Origin of the sequence: Streptomyces sp. SN-593, from assembly GCF_016756395.1 — a bacterium.
Classification (GTDB): domain Bacteria; phylum Actinomycetota; class Actinomycetes; order Streptomycetales; family Streptomycetaceae; genus Actinacidiphila; species Actinacidiphila reveromycinica.
On record NZ_AP018365.1, the window covers coordinates 5062441 to 5083044 of the forward strand.

Annotated in this window: 20 protein-coding genes; 16 read left to right on the forward strand and 4 right to left on the reverse strand. The window is 72.5% G+C overall.

The window, feature by feature from the left end; genetic code table 11:
• Nucleotides 1–582: 582 nt before the first annotated feature.
• A complete protein-coding gene (locus RVR_RS21380) occupies nucleotides 583–1194 on the reverse strand; it encodes a hypothetical protein (protein ID WP_237404885.1) in 612 nt (203 codons plus the stop codon).
• Nucleotides 1195–1300: 106 nt separating this feature from the next.
• On the opposite strand from RVR_RS21380, the gene hemL reads away from it, so the two are divergent.
• The 7 genes from hemL to ccsB all read left to right on the forward strand — a co-directional run bounded on the left by hemL (nucleotide 1301) and on the right by ccsB (nucleotide 9317).
• Nucleotides 1301–2608, forward strand: coding sequence for a glutamate-1-semialdehyde 2,1-aminomutase (hemL, locus tag RVR_RS21385; protein WP_202235387.1), 1308 nt, complete (start codon nucleotides 1301–1303; stop codon nucleotides 2606–2608).
• Nucleotides 2605–3282: a histidine phosphatase family protein gene (locus RVR_RS21390; protein WP_202235388.1), complete on the forward strand. Its 678-nt coding sequence runs from the start codon at nucleotides 2605–2607 to the stop codon at nucleotides 3280–3282. The genes hemL and RVR_RS21390 overlap by 4 nt, the downstream gene beginning before the upstream one ends.
• Nucleotides 3283–3503: 221 nt before the next feature.
• Entirely contained in the window at nucleotides 3504–4823 is a 1320-nt protein-coding gene (locus RVR_RS21395; RefSeq protein WP_202235389.1) for a polysaccharide deacetylase family protein, read from the forward strand.
• Between the two features lie 93 nt (nucleotides 4824–4916).
• Nucleotides 4917–5528: a TlpA family protein disulfide reductase gene (locus RVR_RS21400; protein WP_202235390.1), complete on the forward strand. Its 612-nt coding sequence runs from the start codon at nucleotides 4917–4919 to the stop codon at nucleotides 5526–5528.
• A gap of 1 nt (nucleotide 5529) precedes the next feature.
• Nucleotides 5530–6297 carry a cytochrome c biogenesis CcdA family protein gene (locus tag RVR_RS21405; RefSeq protein WP_237404886.1) on the forward strand — a complete coding sequence of 256 codons (768 nt, stop codon included), beginning with the start codon at nucleotides 5530–5532 and terminating at the stop codon, nucleotides 6295–6297.
• Between the two features lie 108 nt (nucleotides 6298–6405).
• Nucleotides 6406–8241: a cytochrome c biogenesis protein ResB gene (resB, locus tag RVR_RS21410; protein ID WP_237405360.1), complete on the forward strand. Its 1836-nt coding sequence runs from the start codon at nucleotides 6406–6408 to the stop codon at nucleotides 8239–8241.
• Nucleotides 8238–9317 carry a c-type cytochrome biogenesis protein CcsB gene (gene ccsB / locus RVR_RS21415; RefSeq protein WP_202235391.1) on the forward strand — a complete coding sequence of 360 codons (1080 nt, stop codon included), beginning with the start codon at nucleotides 8238–8240 and terminating at the stop codon, nucleotides 9315–9317. The genes resB and ccsB overlap by 4 nt, the downstream gene beginning before the upstream one ends.
• 58 nt (nucleotides 9318–9375) lie before the next feature.
• Here ccsB and RVR_RS21420 read toward each other — a convergent pair whose 3' ends face one another.
• Nucleotides 9376–9777, reverse strand: a complete 402-nt coding sequence (locus tag RVR_RS21420; protein WP_202235392.1) for a PLD nuclease N-terminal domain-containing protein — start codon at nucleotides 9775–9777, stop codon at nucleotides 9376–9378.
• Nucleotides 9778–9892: 115 nt separating this feature from the next.
• Here RVR_RS21420 and RVR_RS21425 point away from each other — a divergent pair, with 115 nt between their 5' ends.
• Together RVR_RS21425 and mqnP are read left to right on the forward strand one after the other, a co-directional pair.
• Entirely contained in the window at nucleotides 9893–11344 is a 1452-nt protein-coding gene (locus RVR_RS21425) for a menaquinone biosynthesis decarboxylase (protein ID WP_202235393.1), read from the forward strand.
• Nucleotides 11341–12258: a menaquinone biosynthesis prenyltransferase MqnP gene (mqnP, locus tag RVR_RS21430; RefSeq protein WP_202235394.1), complete on the forward strand. Its 918-nt coding sequence runs from the start codon at nucleotides 11341–11343 to the stop codon at nucleotides 12256–12258. The genes RVR_RS21425 and mqnP overlap by 4 nt, the downstream gene beginning before the upstream one ends.
• 87 nt (nucleotides 12259–12345) lie before the next feature.
• On the opposite strand, the gene RVR_RS21435 is transcribed toward mqnP, so the two are convergent.
• Complete coding sequence (locus RVR_RS21435; RefSeq protein WP_202235395.1) at nucleotides 12346–13461, reverse strand: hypothetical protein; 1116 nt, start codon at nucleotides 13459–13461, stop codon at nucleotides 12346–12348.
• Nucleotides 13462–13601: 140 nt separating this feature from the next.
• Nucleotides 13602–14159 (reverse strand): rhomboid family intramembrane serine protease, encoded by a 558-nt coding sequence (locus RVR_RS21440; protein ID WP_202238887.1) that lies wholly within the window; start codon nucleotides 14157–14159, stop codon nucleotides 13602–13604.
• A 309-nt stretch (nucleotides 14160–14468) separates the two neighbouring features.
• On the opposite strand from RVR_RS21440, the gene RVR_RS21445 reads away from it, so the two are divergent.
• From RVR_RS21445 to RVR_RS21475, 7 genes are all read left to right on the forward strand, one after another.
• Nucleotides 14469–15260: a UbiX family flavin prenyltransferase gene (locus RVR_RS21445; protein ID WP_237404887.1), complete on the forward strand. Its 792-nt coding sequence runs from the start codon at nucleotides 14469–14471 to the stop codon at nucleotides 15258–15260.
• A 184-nt stretch (nucleotides 15261–15444) separates the two neighbouring features.
• A complete protein-coding gene (locus tag RVR_RS21450; protein WP_202235396.1) occupies nucleotides 15445–15900 on the forward strand; it encodes an Lrp/AsnC family transcriptional regulator in 456 nt (151 codons plus the stop codon).
• A gap of 70 nt (nucleotides 15901–15970) precedes the next feature.
• A complete protein-coding gene (gene mqnE / locus RVR_RS21455; RefSeq protein ID WP_202235397.1) occupies nucleotides 15971–17134 on the forward strand; it encodes an aminofutalosine synthase MqnE in 1164 nt (387 codons plus the stop codon).
• Nucleotides 17135–17191: 57 nt separating this feature from the next.
• Nucleotides 17192–17791, forward strand: coding sequence for a GNAT family N-acetyltransferase (locus tag RVR_RS21460; RefSeq protein WP_202235398.1), 600 nt, complete (start codon nucleotides 17192–17194; stop codon nucleotides 17789–17791).
• A gap of 113 nt (nucleotides 17792–17904) precedes the next feature.
• Entirely contained in the window at nucleotides 17905–18219 is a 315-nt protein-coding gene (locus RVR_RS21465; protein ID WP_202235399.1) for a DUF4229 domain-containing protein, read from the forward strand.
• Nucleotides 18220–18328: 109 nt separating this feature from the next.
• Nucleotides 18329–18898 carry a TetR/AcrR family transcriptional regulator gene (locus RVR_RS21470; protein ID WP_202238891.1) on the forward strand — a complete coding sequence of 190 codons (570 nt, stop codon included), beginning with the start codon at nucleotides 18329–18331 and terminating at the stop codon, nucleotides 18896–18898.
• A gap of 443 nt (nucleotides 18899–19341) precedes the next feature.
• Entirely contained in the window at nucleotides 19342–20595 is a 1254-nt protein-coding gene (locus RVR_RS21475) for an acyltransferase family protein (protein ID WP_202235400.1), read from the forward strand.
• Nucleotides 20596–20604: the final 9 nt, after the last annotated feature.

The following is a 20604-nucleotide window of genomic DNA, read 5'->3' on the forward strand; positions in this document are numbered from 1 at the left end:
ACGAGCAGTGCGAGCGGCGCGAGCGGGCGCACCTGGCCGCCTTCCGCGCGCAGGGCGGCGACCCCGTCTCGACCATGCGCCGGATGTGGCGCCACCTCGCCGAGCCGCGCATGTGGCCGCTGTACCGCCTCGGCTTCGCGCTGCGGTCGCGCCGGCCCGGGGTGGACGGGACCCGCGAGCCGTGGATCGCCGAACTGCTCCCGCTGGTAGGGGCGGTGGGCGTGCCGGCCGACCGGGCCCGGGCCGAGGCGATGCTGTGGCTGGGCACCAGCCGCGGCCTGCTGTGGGAACTGGCCACCGGTGCGGACCCGTCGGAGGTGGACGCGGCGGCCGAGGTGTTCTTCGCGCTACGGCTGACCCCTGGCCGGCCCGCTGCGCGGGGCGCCGCGGCCGCCGGGAACCGCCGTACGCCCGCGGCCGCCGGGAAGGCCGGTGCGCCCCGGGACGTCCCGCTTTCTCCCCGTCAGAGAAGGGGAGTTGTGCGTGTCCCGGCCGTTGCGCCGATCCGCCAGAGGCAAAAGCGGGCGAAGGGGGTGAAGCGGGCGGCGGAGCCGGCCGGCGTCCGGCGGGCCGGCGCCGGGCTCACGGCCAGACCAGGCAGTAGAGCTGGTGGCCGGATTCCTCGCAGCGGCGGGCGAAGTCCTGCCACTCGTGGAGCATCTGGTAGATCACGAACGCGTCCCGCGGGCCGCGCCGGTCGGGCACCGTGGACCAGATGAAGGCGGCCGCGCCCAGCGACTCCTCGTTGGCGGTGCGCAGCGGGTCCACCACGGACGCGGGCAGCCGGACGACGGCGTAGTCCGGGTGCAGCACGACGAGTTCGAGCGGCGGGACCTTCGACGGCGGTATGCCCTCGATGCCGGTGAGCACCATCGCGGCCATCGTCTCCGGCTTGACCTTGGTGTACATGCCCTGACCGAGTTCGTCCCCCCCGAGTTCCTCCGGGCGCATGGAGATGGGGACGCGGGCCGCCGTGGCCCCGTCGGGCGCGCCGAAGTACTTGTAGGTCACCCCCACTCGGCCACCCCTGCTCCTGCCCTCTGCGGTCGGTCGCTGCTCCGGACGGTCGGCTCCGGAGCCGGTGTTCTCCTGCGGTGCGCGATCGGCGGGCCGGCGTCGCCGGCCGGTGGGACGGGGGTTTTCAGGCTCGCGATCGCCCGGCACGTCGCCCGGTTCACCACCGCGCTGCTGCATTCCACTACCCGACCATCCGTCGACCCAACCATGCAACCCGATCATCGTCTCAGATGCGAGGTCGAGACGTTGCGGCGCAACGCCCGTCGTTTGAGAGCATGTGCCTGTGAGCTATCCGTACGAAGCACCAGTGTCCCAGGAACTCTTCGACCGCGCGGCGGCCGTGACGCCAGGTGGCGTGAACTCCCCGGTGCGGGCGTTCCGCGCGGTGGGCGGCACCCCCCGGTTCATGGTCTCCGGTGCGGGCCCGTATCTGACCGACGCCGACGGGCGCGAGTACGTCGACCTCGTGTGCTCGTGGGGGCCGATGATTCTCGGCCACGCGCACCCCGAGGTGATCGCCGCGGTGCAGGCGGCCGTGGCGGCGGGCACCTCCTTCGGCACGCCCACGGAGGGCGAGGTCGCGCTCGCCGAGGCGATGGTGGCGCGGGTGGAACCGCTGGAGCAGGTGCGCCTGGTGTCGTCGGGCACCGAGGCCACGATGTCGGCGATCCGGCTGGCCCGCGGGTTCACCGGCCGCGCGAAGGTGGTGAAGTTCGCCGGCTGCTACCACGGTCATGTGGACGCCCTGCTGGCGGCCGCCGGTTCCGGGGTTGCCACGTTCGGGTTGCCGGACACCCCCGGGGTGACGGGCGCGCAGGCCGGCGAGACCCTCGTGCTGCCGTACAACGACATCGAGGCCGTACGGGCCGCGTTCGCCGCCCACCCGGGCGAGATCGCCTGCGTGATCACCGAGGCGTCGCCCGGCAACATGGGCGTCGTGCCGCCGCGGGACGGCTTCAACGCCGCGCTGCGGGAGCTGTGCACCGCCGAGGGCGCCCTCTACGTCTCCGACGAGGTGATGACCGGCTTCCGGGTCAGCGCCGCCGGCTGGTACGGCCTCGACGGGGTGCGGCCTGACCTGATGACCTTCGGCAAGGTGATGGGCGGCGGTTTCCCGACCGCGGCGTTCGGCGGCCGCGCGGACGTGATGGCCGCGCTCGCCCCGGCCGGGCCGGTCTACCAGGCCGGCACCCTGTCCGGTAACCCGGTCGCCACCGCCGCCGGCCTGGCCCAGTTGCGGCTGCTGGACGCGGCCGCCTACGCCCGGCTCGACGCGGTCTCCGCGCAGATCCGCGGGCTGGTGAGCGCCGCGCTGGACAAGGAGGGCGTCGCGCACCGGGTGCAGACCGCGGGCAGCATGTTCTCCGTCTTCTTCACCGACGCCGAGGTACGCGACTTCGCGGACGCGAAGCAGCAGGAGGCGTACCGTTTCACCGCTTTCTTCCACGCGATGCTGGCGCAGGGCGTCTACCTGCCGCCGTCCGCGTTCGAGTCCTGGTTCGTGTCGACCGCACACGACGAGCAGGCGGTGCAGCGGATCGCCGCCGCGCTGCCCGCCGCCGCACGTGCCGCAGCGGAGGCCCACGCATGAGCGCCGAACAGAACGATCTGACCGTCGTGCACCTGATGCGCCACGGCGAGGTGCACAACCCCGAGGGGGTGCTGTACGGGCGCCGGCCCGGCTACCACCTGTCCGACCTCGGCCGGCAGATGGCCGAGCGGGTCGCGGAGCACCTGGCGGGGCGTGACATCCGCCACGTCGTCGCCTCCCCGCTGGAGCGGGCCCAGGAGACCGCGACCCCGATCGCGAAGGCGCACTCCCTGGACCTGGCGACCGACCCGCGGCTGATCGAGGCGGCGAACATCTTCGAGGGCAAGACCTTCGGCGTCGGCGACGGGGCGCTGAGCCGCCCGGCGAACTGGAAGCACCTCACCAACCCGTTCCGGCCGAGCTGGGGCGAGCCGTACGTCGACCAGGTGGTGCGGATGATGGCCGCGCTGGGCGCGGCGCGCGACGCGGCGCGCGGCCACGAGGCGGTGTGCGTCAGCCACCAGTTGCCGATCTGGATCGTGCGCTCCTACGCGGAGAAGCGCCGGCTGTGGCACGACCCGCGCAAGCGGCAGTGCACGCTCGCCAGCGTGACCAGCTTCACCTTCCAGGGCGACGACATCGTCTCCGTCGGCTACAGCGAGCCGGCGATCGACCTGGTCCCGGCGAAGCTGCGGGCCGGCGCGAAGCCGGTCCGGGGGTCCGTCGGCGCGTAGTGCCCGGTCGGCGGCGGCGCCCCCGGCGCGGGCCGCCCGGCCGTCTTCCGCACCCCTTCACTACGGCACCCGTGCGCGCATATGCCAGCTCCGAGCCTCTTTTAAGGTGATCTTATTAGTCCATAAGTGCCCTCTCTCTCGGCGAGTCCCTGTTTTCGCCACGACCGCGCGGAAGTGGTGAGGGGCAACGAGGACGCAGACGCCGAGAGACGGGGATTTGCATGAGCGCCATGACCCGAAGGGCCCTGTTGACCACCACCGCCGGAGCCGCCGCGGGTGTCGCCGTGGCGGGCTGCGGAGCCAGCGACGGGAGCCACTCGGGAGCCGCGCCGAGTGCCCGCAGGACGGGCGAGCACTCCGGCGCGAGCGGGGCGAGGGCGCCGTCCACCACCGTGCGGCTGATCGGCGACGGCTCCACCGCCGACACCGGACCGCAGCCCGGCCAGCCCGTGGTGGACCGGCTCGAACCGGGCCAGACGCCCCCGCAGTTCGTGGTCTTCTCCTGGGACGGCGCCGGCGAGATCGGCAACGGCCTCTTCCCCCGCTTCCGCAAGCTCGCCGACGACCACGGCGCCAAGATGACCTTCAACCTCTCCGGCCTCTACCTGCTGCCGGAGTCCAGGAAGCTCCAGTACGCGCCGCCCAACAGCCCGCTGGGCGCCTCCGACATCGGCTACCTCGCCGACGACCACATCAGGATGACCCTGGACAACCTGCGGCAGGCGTGGACAGCGGGCCACGAGATCGCCACCCACTTCAACGGCCACTTCTGCGCCGGCGCCGGCAGCGTCGGCCGCTGGACCCCGGCGGACTGGAAGAGCGAGATCGACCAGGCCGTGGCGTTCGTCACCCAGTGGAAGACGAACACCGGCTGGCACGACGACGAGCCGCTGCCGTTCGACTACGCGAAGACCCTCGTGGGCGGCCGCACCCCCTGCCTGCTCGGCCAGGACAACCTGCTGCCGACCGCGGCCGCGCTCGGCTGGCGGTACGACACCAGCAACCCCGGCGGCAACCAGACCTGGCCGGACAAGATGCAGGGCCTGTGGAACTTCCCGCTCCAGCTCATCCCGTTCCCCGGGCACACCTTCGAGGTGCTGTCGATGGACTACAACATGCTCGCCAACCAGTCCCACGCCGCCACCAAGTCCGACCCGCGCAACTACCCGTACTGGCGCAGCCAGGCGACCGCCTCGTACATCGCCGGCTTCCAGCGGGCCTACGAGACCAACCGCGCGCCCTTCTACATCGGCAACCACTTCGAGGACTGGAACGGCGGCATCTACATGGACGCCGTCGAGGGCGCGTTCCAGCACATCGCCTCGCTCGGCTACAAGGACGTGCGGCTGGTCTCCTTCCAGCAGCTCAGCGACTGGCTCGACGCCCAGGACCCCGCGATGCTGGCCAGGCTGCGCGAACTGGAGGTCGGCCAGCAGCCGGTCGGCGGCTGGAAGCGGTTCACCGGACAGGTGCCGGCCTCCGACGCGACCGGGGCCGCCCCGGCGGCCGGCGCGGCGGCCCCGGTGCCGTCGGCGACCTGACCCCTCGCATCCTTACTTGGGGCAATTGCCGTCTTTGGGGTTGCCGGTGGGGGGTGGGGAAGATCGTGCGGAGGCCCATGCGAAACTTTTCACATGAGTTCTCCGCGCGCCCTCGGACGCCACCTGCTCCGTCGTGCCGTCGTGCCGGCCGGAGCCGTCGCGCTGGCGCTGACACTCGCCGCGTGCAGTTCGTCCTCGTCGTCCTCCGGCGCCGGCAACTCCAACTTCGTCAGTGGCAACGGCAACATCACCGTGGTCAAGGCCGCCCAGCGCAAGGCCGCGCCGGCGCTGTCCGGCGAGACCGTGGCCGGCGGCAAGACCAGCCTCGCCGACTACAAGGGCAAGGTCGTCGTCGTCAACATCTGGGGATCGTGGTGCGCGCCCTGCCGGGCCGAGGCACCGAACCTGGCCAAGGTCTCCGCGGCCGAGGCCGGCAAGGGCGTCCAGTTCCTCGGCATCAACACGCGTGACCTCAACCGCTCCAACGCCGCCCGGTTCGACAAGCGCTTCGGCATCACCTACCCGAGCCTGTACGACCCGTACGGCAAGCTGATCCTGAAGTTCCCCAAGGGCAGCCTCAACCCGCAGAGCCTGCCGGCCACGCTGGTGATAGACCGGCAGGGCCGGGTCGCGGGCCGGGCGCTGGCCGCCCTCACCGAGGACCAGCTCCACAAGCTGGTGGACCCCATCGCCGCGGAGAAGTGACGTGGCGGACGGCACCTACCTGCTGGCCGGCAGCGCGGACACGGTGACGTCCGGCGCGCTCGTGGCGGCCATCCCGGTCGCGATGCTCGCCGGGCTGGTCTCCTTCGCCTCGCCGTGCGTCCTGCCGCTCGTGCCCGGCTACCTCTCCTACGTGACCGGGGTCACCGGCAGCGACCTCGCCGACGCCCGGCGCGGGCGGATGCTCGCCGGGTCGCTGCTGTTCGTGCTCGGCTTCAGCGCGGTGTTCGTCTCCGGCGGCGCCCTGTTCGGCAACTTCGGCGCCGAGCTCTTCGCGCACCGGCAGGTGCTGGTGCGCGTCTTCGGGTCGCTCACCATCGTGCTCGGGCTCGCCTTCATGGGGCTGATCGGCGGCATCACCCAGCGCGAGTTCCGCTTCCACTACCGGCCCGGGGTCGGGCTGGCCGGGGCGCCGCTGATCGGCGCCATGTTCGGGCTCGGCTGGACGCCCTGCGTCGGGCCGACGCTCGGCGCGGTGCAGTCGCTGGCCTTCAGCAACGCCAGCGCGGGGCGCGGCGCGCTGCTGATGGCGTTCTACTGCCTCGGGCTCGGGGTGCCCTTCGTGGTGGCCGCGGTGGCCTTCCGCCGTACGCTGGGCGCCTTCGGGTGGGTCAAGCGGCACTACGCGTGGGTCATGCGGATCGGCGGTGGCATGCTCGTGGCCGTCGGGGTGCTGCTCGTCACCGGCGTGTGGGACCACATCACCTACCAGATGCAGATCTGGTCCACCGGCTTCACCCCAGGGGTCTGAACCGTGAGCATCACGCACAAGCCAAGCGACGGCCGCGTCCCCGGCCAGGGTTCCGGGCCGGACGCCGGCGCCGGGACCCGGCCGGAGGGGCCCGGGGGCGAGGACGGCATCGGCGCCGCGGGCGCGCAACTGTCCACCCAGCCGGCGGACACCCTGGCCAGCGGCCCGTCGCTGGGCCCGCTCGGCTGGCTGCGCTGGATGTGGCGGCAGCTCACGTCGATGCGGATCGCGCTGATCCTGCTCTTCCTGCTGTCGCTGGCCGCGATCCCCGGCTCGCTGATCCCGCAGCGCAGCGACGAGCTGAAGGTCACCGCGTTCAAGAAGGCGCACCCGGACATCAGCCCGCTGTACTCCCGGCTCGACCTCTTCCACGTCTACGGCTCGCCGTGGTTCTCGGCGATCTACATCCTGCTGTTCGTCTCGCTGGCCGGCTGCATCGTGCCGCGGAGCTGGCAGTTCGTCGGCCAGCTCCGGGCGAAGCCGCCCGGCGCGCCGCGCCGGCTGGACCGGCTGCCGGCGTACAGCACCTGGCGGACCGACGCGAGCCCGGAGCAGGTCGCGCAGGCCGCCCGCAAGGCGCTGCGCGGACGGCGGTTCCGGGTGGACGTCACCGGCACCTCGGTGGCCGCCGAGAAGGGCTACCTGCGGGAGGCCGGCAACCTGCTCTTCCACGTGGCCCTGTTCGGCCTGCTGATCGGCTTCGCCTGGACCTCGCTGAACGCGGCGTCCGGCGGCAAGCTGGTGGTCGAGGGCCAGGACGGCTTCGTCAACAACCTCACGCAGTACGACGACTTCTCCGGCGGCACGCTCTACGGCGCCGACGACCTCAAGCCGTTCGGCTTCTCGCTGGACAGCTTCGAGGACCAGTACGCCACCAGCGGGCCGGAGCGCGGCACCGCGCTGAAGTTCCAGGCGGACATCCACTACTGGAGCGGCACCAGCAGCGCGCACCCGACCAAGGGCACGATCTCCACCAACCACCCGCTGAGCATCGGCGGGGAGAAGGTGTACCTGATCTCGCACGGCTACGCGCCCGTGGTGACCGTCAAGGACGCCCAGGGCAACGTCGCCTACCAGGGCCCGGTGCCCTTCCTGCCGCAGGACGCCAACCTCACCTCGACCGGGGTGATCAAGGTCCCCGACGCCATGGGCAAGAACGGCAAGCCCGACCAGCTCGCGTTCGAGGGCTTCTTCACCCCGACCGGCGACACCGCGCAGGGCCCGGTGTCGCTCTTCCCCGCCGAGCTCCAGCCGATCCTGTGGCTCAACGCGTACCACGGCGACCTCGGCCTGGACTCCGGCATCGCGCAGAACGTGTACCAGCTCGACACCACCCACATGAAGCAGTACAAGCTCAACACCAAGACCGGGGTCAACGGTGTCGCGCTCGGCGTGGGCGACTCCATGACGCTGCCCGGCGGTGCCGGCAGCCTGGAGTTCGACGGGGTCAAGCGCTGGGCCAGCTTCACCATCTCCCACCAGTCCGGCAACGAACTGGCCCTGGTCAGCGGCATCATCGCGATCCTCGGCCTGATGGGGTCGCTGTTCATCCAGCGGCGCCGGATCTGGGTGCGCGCGGTGCCGTCGGACCAGGGCACGCTGGTGGAGACGGGCGGCCTCGGCCGCAGCGAGTCGGCCCGGATCGCCGACGAGCTGGGCCACCTCGTGGACCAGCTCCAACCCGACGCCCCGGTCAGGGCCGCCCCGGCGCACGCCTCGCAGCCCGACGCCGGCTCCGGCGCGGCCGACGACGACGCCGGACCCGGGTCCGGCGCGACGCCCGACGCCGAGGCCACGCCCGAGGCCGGCGCGACGCCCGGCCCCGCGGCCCCCGCACCCGATCCCGCCGACGAGGCCGAACCCGCGACCGTACCCGGGTCCGGCGCCTCGAACGCCCCCGACGAACCGCCAACCCCGCCCCACGACGAAGGAGCCCGCGCGTGAACCTCGCGTCCGCGGTCAACGAGAACTTCGCGAACTACAGCAACTACCTGATCCGCTCGGCGATGTTCGTCTACGCGCTCGCCTTCCTCGCGCACCTCGCCGAGTGGGTCTTCGGCGGCCGCAGCAAGATCGCCGTGCAGTCGGCCGCGCTCACCACCACGGGCCCGGCGGCCGCCGCCCCCGCGGTGGCGGTGCGCTCCGCGGGGGGCACCACCACCCTGGAGCGGCCCAAGGTGATCACGCGCGCCTCCGCCAGCGACCGCGACATGGCCGACGGCCCGGGCGCGTCGGGCGGCAACGAGAGGGCCGACCTGTACGGCAGGATCGCCATCTCCTTCACCGCCCTGGCCTGGCTGCTGCACGTCTGCGGCGTCGCCTTCCGGGCCGCCTCGGTGCAGCGCGCGCCGTGGGGCAACATGTACGAGTTCTCCACCACGTTCGGCGCGGTGGCGGTCGGCGCGTACCTGCTGCTGCTGGTGCTGAAGAAGAACGTCCGCTGGATCGGGCTGTTCCTGACCACCTCGGTGCTGCTCGACCTGGGCCTGGCGCTGTCGGTGCTCTACACCTCCAGCGAGCAGTTGGTGCCCGCGCTGCACTCGTACTGGCTGTGGATCCACGTGTCGTGCGCGATCATCTCCGGCGCGGTCTTCTACCTCGCGGCGGTCGGCACGCTGCTCTACCTGTTCCGCGACCACTACGAGGTGGCGGTGCTGGCCGGGCGGGCGCAGAACAACCGGTGGGGCGACATCATGCGCCGGCTGCCGTCCGCGGCGAGCCTGGACAAGTTCGCGTACCGGATGAACGCGCTGGTCTTCCCGCTGTGGACGTTCACCATCATCGCGGGCGCGATCTGGGCGCAGGCGGCGTGGGGCCACTACTGGGAGTGGGACCCGAAGGAGACCTGGTCGTTCATCACGTGGGTGGTGTACGCCGGCTACCTGCACGCCCGCGCGACCGCCGGGTGGAAGGGCCGCAAGGCCGCCTACCTGGCGCTGATCGCCTTCGCGTGCTTCCTGTTCAACTACTACGGCGTGAACATCTTCGTGACCGGCAAGCACTCCTACGCCGGGGTGTGACCGCCGGGGTGTGACCGCCGGGTGTGACGAAGGTCGCGGCCGACCGGGACGGTACGGCTCACTCGCCCTCGGGCGAGGGGGGCGTGCCGTCCCCGCGCTTCTGGCGGTTCAACTCGTCCAGCGAGCGCAGGAACTCCGGGTTGTCGTCCGGCGGGATCCAGCCCTCGCGCGGCGCCTGGAGCACGTCGCCGTCGAGCGGGCGGCGCTCCTGCGGGCCGGTCCGGCGGGAGGCGTCCGGCCCCCACCCGGCGCCGAAGCCGCCGCGCGGGCCCGCCACGCGCCGCTTGCCCAGCGCCAGCCAGGCCAGCGGGCCGATCAGGATCTCGCCGAAGAAGAGCACGATCAGCAGCCAGACCACCTTGGGCAGTCCGCGCACCTGCCGGTCCGGAGTGCCCAGGCAGTCCACGAAGGCGTATATCCATACCGCGATGACCAGCAGGAACGGCATGTAGCGCGTCATTCGAAACCCCGGCCCCCTTGTTGACCAACCCTTGACCCCACCCAGGTTACGACCTGGTCGCCGGCACCCGACGGCCCGGCCGCGTGCGGGCGGCGCGGGGTGGAAGACTGGCCGCATGGCTTACGACGACCTCCGCTCGCTGCTCAGGGCACTGGAGAAGGACGGCGACCTCAAGCGGATCACCGCCGAGGTGGACCCGTACCTCGAGGTCGGGGAGATCACCGACCGGGTCAACAAGGCCGGCGGCCCCGCGCTGCTCTTCGAGAACGTGCGCGGCTCCCTCGCCCCGCTGGCGATGAACGTGTACGGCACCGACCGGCGGCTGCTGAAGGCCCTGGGCCTGGCGTCGTACGCGGACATCGGGGAGAAGATCGGCGGGCTGCTCAGGCCGGAGCTGCCGCACGGGTTCGTCGGGGTGCGCGAGGCGTTCGGCAAGCTCGCCGGGATGGTGCACGTCCCGCCGAAGAAGGTGAAGGACGCCCCCGTCCAGGAGGTCGTGCTCACCGGCGACGACGTGGACCTGGACCGGCTGCCCGCGCTGTTCACCTGGCCGCAGGACGGCGGCTCCTTCTTCAACCTGGGCCTGACCCACACCAAGGACCCCGTCAGCGGGGTGCGCAACCTCGGCCTGTACCGGCTCCAGCGGCACGACCGGCGCACCATCGGCATGCACTGGCAGATCCACAAGGACAGCCGCAACCACTACCAGGTCGCCCAGCGGCGCGGCGAGCGGCTGCCGGTGGCGATCGCCTTCGGCTGCCCGCCCGCGGTGACCTACGCCGCGACCGCCCCGCTGCCCGGCGACATCGACGAGTACCTGTTCGCCGGGTTCGTGCAGGGCAGGCGGGTCGAGCTGGTCGACTGCAGGACGGTGCCGCTCCAGGTCCCCGCGCACGCCGAGGTGGTGGTCGAGGGCTGGCTGGAGCCCGGACGGACGCTGCCGGAGGGGCCGTTCGGCGACCACACCGGGTTCTACACCCCGCAGGAGCCGTTCCCGGCGCTGACCGTCGACTGCGTCACGATGCGGAAGCGGCCGGTGTTCCAGTCGATCGTGGTCGGCCGGCCGCCGACGGAGGACGGCCCGCTGGGGCGCGCCACCGAGCGGTTCTTCCTGCCGCTGCTGAAGATCATCGTGCCGGACATCGTGGACTACCACCTGCCGGAGGCGGGCGGCTTCCACAACTGCGCGATCGTCTCGATCGACAAGAAGTACCCCAAGCACGCGCAGAAGGTGATGCACGCGGTGTGGGGCGCCCACATGATGTCGCTCACCAAGCTCATCGTGGTGGTGGACGCCGACTGCGACGTGCACGACCTGCACGAGGTCGCCTGGCGGGCGTTCGGAAACACCGACTACGCGAGGGACCTCACGGTGGTGGAGGGCCCGGTCGACCACCTCGACCACGCGTCGTACCAGCAGTTCTGGGGCGGCAAGGCGGGCATCGACGCGACCCGTAAGCTGCCTGAGGAGGGGTACACGCGGGAGGGCGGGTGGCCCGAGATGGTGCTCTCCGACCCGCAGACGGCAGAGCTGGTGACCAAGAGGTGGAAGGAGTACGGCCTGTGAGCGCCACGACGCCGGACCTGTTCGAGTCGGAGCCGCGGCCCGACGGCAAAGTCCGGGCCTTCCTGCGGCTGGTGATGATCGAGCACTCGGTCTTCGCACTGCCCTTCGCCTACATCGCCGCGCTGACCGCGATGTTCCGCGAGGACGGCAGCGTGCACTGGGGCGAACTGCTGCTGGTGACGGTGGCCATGGTCGGCCTGCGGACCTTCGCGATGGCCTGCAACCGGATCATCGACCGGGAGATCGACGCCCGCAACCCGCGCACCGCCGGGCGCGAGCTGGTCACCGGTGCGCTGTCGGTGCGTTCGGCCTGGGCCGGCGCGCTGGTGGCCGTGGTGGTCTTCCTCGGCGCCGCCGCGCTGCTCAACCCGCTGTGCCTGGCACTGGCGCCGATCGCGGTGGTGCCGATGGTGGTCTACCCGTACGGCAAGCGGTTCACGAACTTCCCGCACGCGATCCTGGGCCTCGCGCAGGCGATGGGCCCGATCGGCGCGTGGCTGGCGGTGACCGGTTCCTGGGACTGGCACGCGGTCGTGCTGGGCGTGGCGGTCGGGGTGTGGATCGGCGGGTTCGACCTGATCTTCGGCAGCCAGGACGTGGCCGCGGACCGGGCGCACGGCGTGAAGTCGGTGCCGGCCCGGTTCGGCGTCCCGGCGGCGCTGTACGGGGCGCGGGCCTGCCACGTGGTCACCACCGCGCTGCTGGTCTGGTACGGCGCCACGACCGGCTCGGGCGGCTTCTGGTGGGTCGGCATGGCGATCGTGGCCGGCGCCTTCGTCTACGAGCACTCGATCGTGAAGCCGCACGACCTCAGCCGGCTCAACCGGGCGTTCTTCACGGTGAACGGCGTGATCGGCATCACGCTGTTCGTCTTCGCGCTGCTCGACCTGATCGCGCGCGGCCTGAGCTGGTAGCCCGCACACGCGGCGGCGGCCCTCACGCGGAGGCGGCCCCGGCGGATCATCCGCCGGGGCCGCCGCCGTCCTGCGCGGGGGCGCCGCTCAGAACATCGAGTCGTCCGAGCTGCCCGAGTCGTCACCCATCATGCCCATGACCGCGCTCACCACGTCCTGCGGGTTGAGCGCCACCGCGCCGCTCGGCGCGGTGATCGGCGCCGCGCTGCCCTTGAAGGACACGGTCAGCGGCAGCGGGCCGGTGGACTCGCTGTCGAGCTGGTGGATGTCGAAGGTGATCGACGAGACGCTGCCGTCCTTGACGGCGACGTCGGCGGTGACCTTCTTCGCCGGCACGCCCTCGGCCCGCTGCATCTCGTCGAGGTCGGACTGCTTCATGCCCGGGATCTGCTTCAGCGCGGGGGCGACACCGGAGGCGACGTCCTGGGCGAACTGCCGCGCGGGCACGGTGACCGTGATGTGGTCGGCGCCGTCCTTCTTGCCGGCGTCGGCGAAGGTGGCGTCCTTCGTCAGCGCGGCCTGCAGCCCGGCGACCACCTGGTTCTGCGTCTTCGCGTCCAGCGTCGGGGTGGTGGAGCCGGAGTCGCTGCCGCCGCCCTGGGCGGCGAGGGCGGTCTTGACGAACGCGCTCCACACCGCCGGGTCGATGCTGACCCACTTGCCGCTGGCCGCCGCGCCCACCGAACCGGGCGTGCTGGACAGGCTGTCGAGGTACTGGTCGTTGAACTCGGCGATGGAGCCCGCGTCGGACCGGTCCGTGTCGAGCTTCTCCAGGCCCTGCACGTCGGCGCGGAGGTAGACCTTCTGGCCGACCGCGCGCACCTCGATCAGCTTCTTGCCGCTCGGGCCGTCGGTGGAGAGCAGGAAGCCCGCGGAGGAGTCCTTGGTGGCACCTGCGTCCTTGCCCAGGCTCTTGCCGAGCAGGGACAGCGACTTCTGCGAGCTGCCGCCGATCGTCACGTGCAGGGACGCGAGCAGGTCGGCGTCGGCCTGGGTGAAGCCGTCCTCACCCTTCATGGCCGAGTAGATCGAGGCGGAGGTGCCGCTGAAGCCCAGGTCCACGGTGATGGTGTTCTGCTTGCCGAGCTTCTGGAAGGCGTTGTCCACCTTCCCCTGCGGCGAGGCCGGGTCGTCCGCACCGCACGCTGCGGACCCGGCGGATATGAGGGCCACCACTCCGGCGGCGGCGAGGCCCTTGCGCATGCTGATGATGACGAACTCCTAGGAAGCGGTGGGTAAGCGGACGAGCTGGAGCAGAAGCGTAGCTGTGCGGGCGCTGTGTCTTCACCCGGGTTGTTCCGGGCGAGTCGGGGGGCGGTTGGCTGCCGGGGTCCGGCAACCGGTCACCCGGCGAACGGTGGTCGGCCGGCCCGCACTTCGGGTGGCCGGTCGCGGAAGAGGTAGGCCGCGGCCACCCCGCCGACCAGGCCGAAGAGGTGGCCCTGCCAGGACACGCCGGTGTGCACCGGCAGCACGCCCCACAGGATGGAGGTGCCGTAGTACGCCCCGACGAGCAGGCCCACCACCAGGTCCAGCGCGCGGCCGTCGACGAAGCCGCGCACCAGCAGGTAGCTGAACAGGCCGAAGACCAGGCCGGAGGCGCCCGCGGTGTTGGTGTGCGCCGGGGAGCAGGCCCACACGCCGAGCCCGTCGACGACCACGACGGCGAACGACACGGCCAGGAAGCGGCCGATGCCGCGCAGCGCGGCGATGAAGCCGAGCACGAACAGCGGCAGCGTGTTGGACGCCAGGTGCCCGTAGCCGAAGTGGACGAACGCCGACGGCACCACGTCCGCCAACTCGCCCGCCCGGCGCGGCTGGATGCCCAGGCTGTCCAGCCGGTGGCCGGTGGCCGTGTCGACCACCTCCAGCGCCCACAGCAGCGCGACCCAGGCGGTCATCAGAGCCGCGGCGGACACGATCCGGTCGCCCGCGGAACCGGCACCCGCCCGGTCGCGGATCCGCAGCGCCCCGAGCCGTGCCCCCGTGCGGCCGGTGTACGCCGCGATACGTCCGTACGCCACCGGATCCCCCCAATCCACCACGCCCCCAGGTGGTTTCTGTGCACTCCAGTGTGCACGACGCCACCGACACCGTCAGCGGTTCCCCCCGGGCGCCGGCCGAACGGCCGGAAGCGGTCGTTCCGACCGGAATGCGGGCGAACCCGCCCGGGTCGGCGGCCTGCCCAGGTCGCGGCTACGCTCGACGGCGTGGAGGACGCGGGCGGGCAGGACATGGACGGCGACGGCGACACCGCCGCGGGCGCCGCGGGCGCCGCGCGGGACGTTCCGGAGGGCGCCCGCGAGCGGCGCGGCCCCCGGGCGCCGTGGATCGTCGGCGTCTCCGGCGCCTCGGGCACGCCGTACGCGGCGGCGGTGCTGCGCGCGCTGCTGGCCGCGGGGGAGAGCGTGGACCTGGTGGTCAGCCGGGCCGCCCGGCTGACGCTGCTCGACGAGACCGGCGCCGCGGTGCGGGACGCGCACTGGCGGGAGGACCTGGCGCGGTGGCTGGCCCGCGGCGCCGACGGCAGGCCCGACGCCTTCGCCCCCGGCCCCGACCTGGCGGCCGTACGGTACTGGCCGGCCGGTGACCTGGCGGCCGGACCGTCCTCCGGGTCGTACCCGGCCCGGGGCATGCTGATCGTGCCGGCCAGCACCGCGTGCGTGGCCGGCGTCGCGCTGGGCCTGTCCAAGGACCTGCTCCAGCGCGCGGCGAGCGTCACGCTCAAGGAGCGCAGGCCGCTGGTGGTCGCGGTGCGCGAGACCCCGCTGAGCGGCCAGACGCTGCGCCAGCTCACCGCGCTGGCGGACGCGGGCGCGGTGGTGCTGCCCGCCTCGCCGGCCTTCTACGCCGGCGGCACCACGGCGCAGGACCTGGTGGACTTCGTGGCCGGGCGGGTGCTGGACGCGGCGGGCGTGCCGCACCGGCTGTACCGGCGGTGGACGGGCGAGCTGGGCGGCGCGTCCTCGGACGCCGGCGGCGCGGGGCCCGCGGAGGGCTGACGCCGGCCGCGGACCGGGGTGCCGGATCTGGGTGCCCCCGACCCGGTACCGCCGAGGGTGCGGCGGACAGCGTGTCCCAGCCTGTGGAGGCGAACGGGCGGCAAAGAGAGGGCGGGAAGCGTTCCATGCCTTAGATTCGTGTCCAGACAGCGCAGTCACCAGGCGAACGGGAGGGTCCAATCCGATGGACGCGGTGGACAGGCAGCTCATCCAGGCGTTGCGCGAGAACGGGCGGGCGTCCTACGCCGAGCTGGGCCGGCTCGTGGGCCTGTCCGGGCCGAGCGTCACCGACCGGATCAACCGTCTGGAGCAGGCGGGCGTGATCACCGGCTACCGCGCGACCGTCGCCCCCGCCGCGATGGGCCTGGGCGTGACCGCGCTGGTCGGGCTCCAGCTCTCGGACGCCGCCGACCACGAGGAGGTGGCCCGGCGGCTGTCGGACCTGGACGAGATCGAGGACTGCTGGTTCATCGCGGGGGACGACTCGTACATGCTCAAGGTGCGCGTCGGCGACGTGGACGGGCTCGAACACACCATCCGCAGGCTGTCCGGCACGAAGGGCGTCGCCCGGACCCGCACCACCATCGTGCTGTCCACCAAGTGGGAGAACCGGGTCGGGAACCTTCCCGAGGAGGGGTGACGGGGGCGCGAGCGGCCGGAGGGCGGGGGAGTACCGTCGGGGAGAACCCCGTAGGAGGAGAGACACAGACATGGACGCTGGGCTGAAGCGCGAGCTGGAGGAGAAGGTCCACGCCGGCGAGCGGCTGACCCGGGAGGACGGGGTCGCGCTCTACGCGTCCGACGACCTGGCGTGGCTGGGCGGTCTGGCGCACGAGGTGCGCACCCGCAAGAACGGCGACGTGGTCCACTTCAACGTCAACCGCCACCTCAACATGACGAACGTGTGCACCGCGTCCTGCGCGTACTGCTCCTTCCAGCGCAAGCCGGGCGAGAAGGACGCGTACACGATGCGGATCGAGGAGGCCGTCCGGCTGGCGAAGGCCATGGAGGGCGACAACCTCACCGAACTGCACATCGTCAACGGCCTGCACCCGACGCTGCCGTGGCGGTACTACCCGCGGTCGCTGAAGGCGCTCAAGGAGGCGCTGCCGCAGGTCTCGCTGAAGGCGTTCACCGCCACCGAGATCCACCACTTCGAGACCATCTCCGGGATGTCCGCCTCCGACATCCTGGACGAGCTGATCGACGCCGGCCTGGAGTCGCTGACCGGCGGCGGCGCCGAGATCTTCGACTGGGAGGTGCGGCAGCACATCGTGGACCACCGCACCCACTGGGAGGACTGGTCCCGTATCCACCGGCTGGCGCACTCCAAGGGGCTCAAGACCCCGGCGACCATGCTCTACGGCCACATCGAGGAACCGCGGCACCGCGTCGACCACGTGCTGCGGCTGCGCGAGCTCCAGGACGAGACCGGCGGCTTCCAGGTCTTCATCCCGCTGCGCTACCAGCACGACTTCGTGGACATGAAGGACGGCAAGGTCCGCAACACCCTCCAGGCCCGGACCACCATGGCCACCGGCGCCGAGGCGCTGAAGACCTTCGCGGTGTCCCGGCTGCTGTTCGACAACGTGCCGCACGTGAAGGTGTTCTGGGTGATGCACGGCCTGTCCACGGCCCAACTCGCCCTGAACCACGGCGCCGACGACATGGACGGCTCGGTCGTGGAGTACAAGATCACCCATGACGCGGACGACTACGGCACGCCCAACAAGCTGACCCGGGACGACATCCTCGACCTGATCAGGGACGCCGGCTTCCGCCCGGTGGAGCGCAACACGCGCTACGAGATCATCCGCGAGTACCCGGGCCCGGACGGCTCCCGCCGGGAGTCGCCGCAGCCGATGCGGGTGTGACCCGGGCGACACCGGGACGGTGGAGGACCGGGTCGAGGTAATGGGTAGGCTGCCCGCATGGCACTTACCTTCACCCTCGACCCGGCGCTCGACGAGGAACTGCGCGCGGGCCTGCTCGCGCTGTGGGCGGACGTGAGCAACGCCGGCGGCGCGGTCGGTTTCGTGCCGCCGGTCACCGCCGAGGACATCGCGCCGAGCCTGGCGGGCGCGGTGGCCGAGGTCGAGGCGGGGCGCCGGCGGCTGCTCGTCGGCCGCGACGAGGACGGCCGGATCGCCGCGACGGCGTTCCTCACCTTCAACGCCCACCGGCTGATGACCCACTGGATATGGCTCTACACGGTGATGGTCCACCCGCGCCACCAGGGCACGGGGCAGGGCCGGGAGCTGCTGGCCGCGGCCGAGCGGGCCGCGCGCGGGTTCGACGGGATCGAGGCGATCCGGCTCACCTGCCGCGGCGGCCTCGGCCTCGAACGCTTCTACGCCTCCTGCGGGTACAAGGAGGTGGGCCGGGTGCCGAACGCGATCCGCGTCGCCCCCGGCGACGACCGCGACGACGTCTTCATGCTGCTGCCGCTCTTCCCCGCCGCCGACTCCCTCGCCGACTCCTCCGCCGCCGGCTCCTCCCCCGCCTCCGGCGGCGGCGCGCCCCGGCTGTAGACCCGGCGCGGGCCCTTCGGCTCGGCGGCGCGGCCGGCCGTGCTCCCGTGGGGCGGGGCCCTTGCCCCGGGGGCGGGCCGATGATCCGGAAGCGGGCGTGCTTCACTGGACGCATGCTCCGATACACCGCACTGCGCTTCGGCCTCATCGTCGCCAGCTTCGGGGTCATCTGGGGCCTGGTCCGGCTGCGCGTCCTGCCGGCAGGGCTCGGTGACTCGAACTACCTCTGGGTCGCGCTGCTCGCGCTGATCGTGTCCGCGCCGCTCAGCTTCATCCTGCTGCGCGGTGTCCGCGAGCAGGCCGCCACCCAGGTCTCGAACCGGGTCGAGCGCACCCGGATGAACCTGGCCGCCGCCGCCGGCCAAGAGGACGAGGCCGACGACCAGGCCCGCGAGGTCGCGCGCGACGGGGAACCGCACACCGCCTGACCCGCCCGGTCGCCGCGACCGGTCGCCGAGCGAGCACGGGGGAGGGTGCGCAGTGGAGACCCAGGGCAAGCGCGCGCAGCGCGTGCCGCGGGCGGTCCGCGAGCAGCAGATGCTGGACGCGGCCGTCTCCGTCTTCGCCCGCCGCGGGTTCCGCGCCACCTCCATGGACGAGATCGCCGAGGCGGCCGGCGTCAGCAAGCCGCTGGTCTACCTCTACCTGAAGTCCAAGGACGAGCTGTTCACCGCGTGCGTGCGGCGCGAGGCCAAGGCGCTCAGCGCCGCGGTGCGCGCGTCCGTCGAGGCCGGTGCCGCGCCCGACCGCCAACTGTGGTCCGGCCTGCTCGGGTTCTTCCGGTACACCGCCGAGCACCCCGACGGCTGGAACCTCCTCTACGGCCAGGCCCGGAGCGGCGGCGCGCCCTCCGCGGACGAGGTCGCCGCGATGCGGGTGGAGATCGTGGAGTTCGTCACCGCGCTGATCGGCACCGCCGCCCGCGAGGCGCCCTGCGTACCGGTGCTCGCCGACCGCGAGGTGCGGGCGCTGGCGCTGGCGCTGGTGGGCGCCGCGGAGTCCCTGGCCGGGTCCTCCGCCAACGGGCGGGAGACCGCCGCCACGTTGATGAACTTCGCGTGGGCCGGCCTCGGCAACCTGCTCGCCGGCCGGCCCTGGTCGCCCTGACCCCCGGGGGCGCCGGGAGTGCCCCGACCGCTGGCCCTGTCGAGGGCCGCCCCGTCCGCCCCCCCACGTCCGCCCACGCCGACGGTCATTCCCGCTTCGCCCGGGCCGGCGGTCACTTCGGCTTCGCCCGGGCCGGCGGTCACCCCGATATCCCGTCCCGCGCCGAAGGTTGCCCTGGCGCGGATGAATTCGCCGTGGCCCGGCGGTTAATGTCCTGTCCGGATTCGCCCCAAGAACGGCACACGGGTTTTTCACAGCAATTCGGCGGCTAGGGTTCCGGGGACCGGTGCGGAGAGCGAGCGCCGACGGCGGACACCGAACTCCGTTCCGGAGTACCGCCGTCCTGCGGCGCCCGCGTCGGGACGGCGTCCGCTTTTCCCCGACGGCGCCGGCAATTCCCCTGCCCACGATCTCTGCCCCCGCCGGCAGGAAGGAAGAACGGGATGAGTTCGACCCTCCCCCCGCCCGGCCCGCCGCCGACGGACGCGCCGCCCCGCACCGGAGCCGCGATCTCCGAAGCCGCGGTGCCCGAAGCGGCGTTGCCCGAAGCCGCGGTGCCCGAAGCGGCGTTGCCCGACGCCGTGGTGCCCGCGGTCCCGGCGCCGGCCGCGGGCCCGCCCGCGCCGCGGGCGCGGCTGCGGGCCCTGGACGGGCTGCGGCTGATCGCCGCGCTCATGGTCGCGACCTACCACTACGTGGTCCGCGGCGGCGACGCGTGGCACCGCCCGGTGCGGGAACTCCTTCCGCACCTGATCGCGCCCAGCGCCTACGGCCCGCTCGGCGTGCAGATCTTCTTCGTCATCAGCGGGTTCGTGATCTGCATGAGCGGCTGGGGCCGCAGCGTGAAGGAGTTCGCGGTCTCCCGGATCAGCCGGCTGTACCCCGCGTACTGGGCGGCGCTGATCCTGGTGGCGGTGGTCCTCTTCCTGATCGGCGAGCAGACCGTCTCCCGCACCGACCTGATCACCAACTTCACGATGCTCCAGACCCCGGCGGGCGCGCAGCGGCAACTGGGCGTCTCCTGGACGCTCTGGGCGGAGCTGCGCTTCTACGCGCTGTTCGCGCTGACCGTGCTGTGGCGCGGCGCGACCCACCGCCGGGTGCTGGCGTTCTGCGCGCTGTGGACGCTCGGCGCGGTCTACGCCCAGGGTTCGGGCGACGGCTTCCTGCAACTGGCCCTGATGCCGGACTACGCGCCCTTCTTCGTCGGCGGCATCGGCCTCTACCTCGTCTTCCGCTTCGGGCACGACCTGGTGAACTGGTCCGTGGTCGCCACCGGGTTCCTGCTCGGCCAGCACTACGCGGTCAAGGCCCTGGTGGCGCCGCGCAGCTCCCACCCCTTCTACCTGCGGTCGCCGACGGTGGTGATCGTGCTGGTCGCCGCGGGGTTCGCGGCGGTCGCCGCGGCCACCCTGGTGCCGCGCGTCGCCCGGGTGGAGTGGCGCTGGCTGACCACCGCGGGCGCGCTGACCTACCCCTTCTACCTGGTGCACGAGATCCTCGGCACCAAGGTCATCGACCGGCTGGAGCACCACACGTCGCTGCCCGCCGGCGCGGTGCTGGCGCTCGCCATCGGCTCCATGCTGCTGCTCGCCTGGCTGGTCCACCGGCTGGTCGAGCGGCCGCTGGCGCCGCTGCTCCGGCGGCGGCTGTCCGCCCCGCTGCCGGGCGGCCCGCTGCTCGGGTCCAGCCGGTGAGCCCGCCCG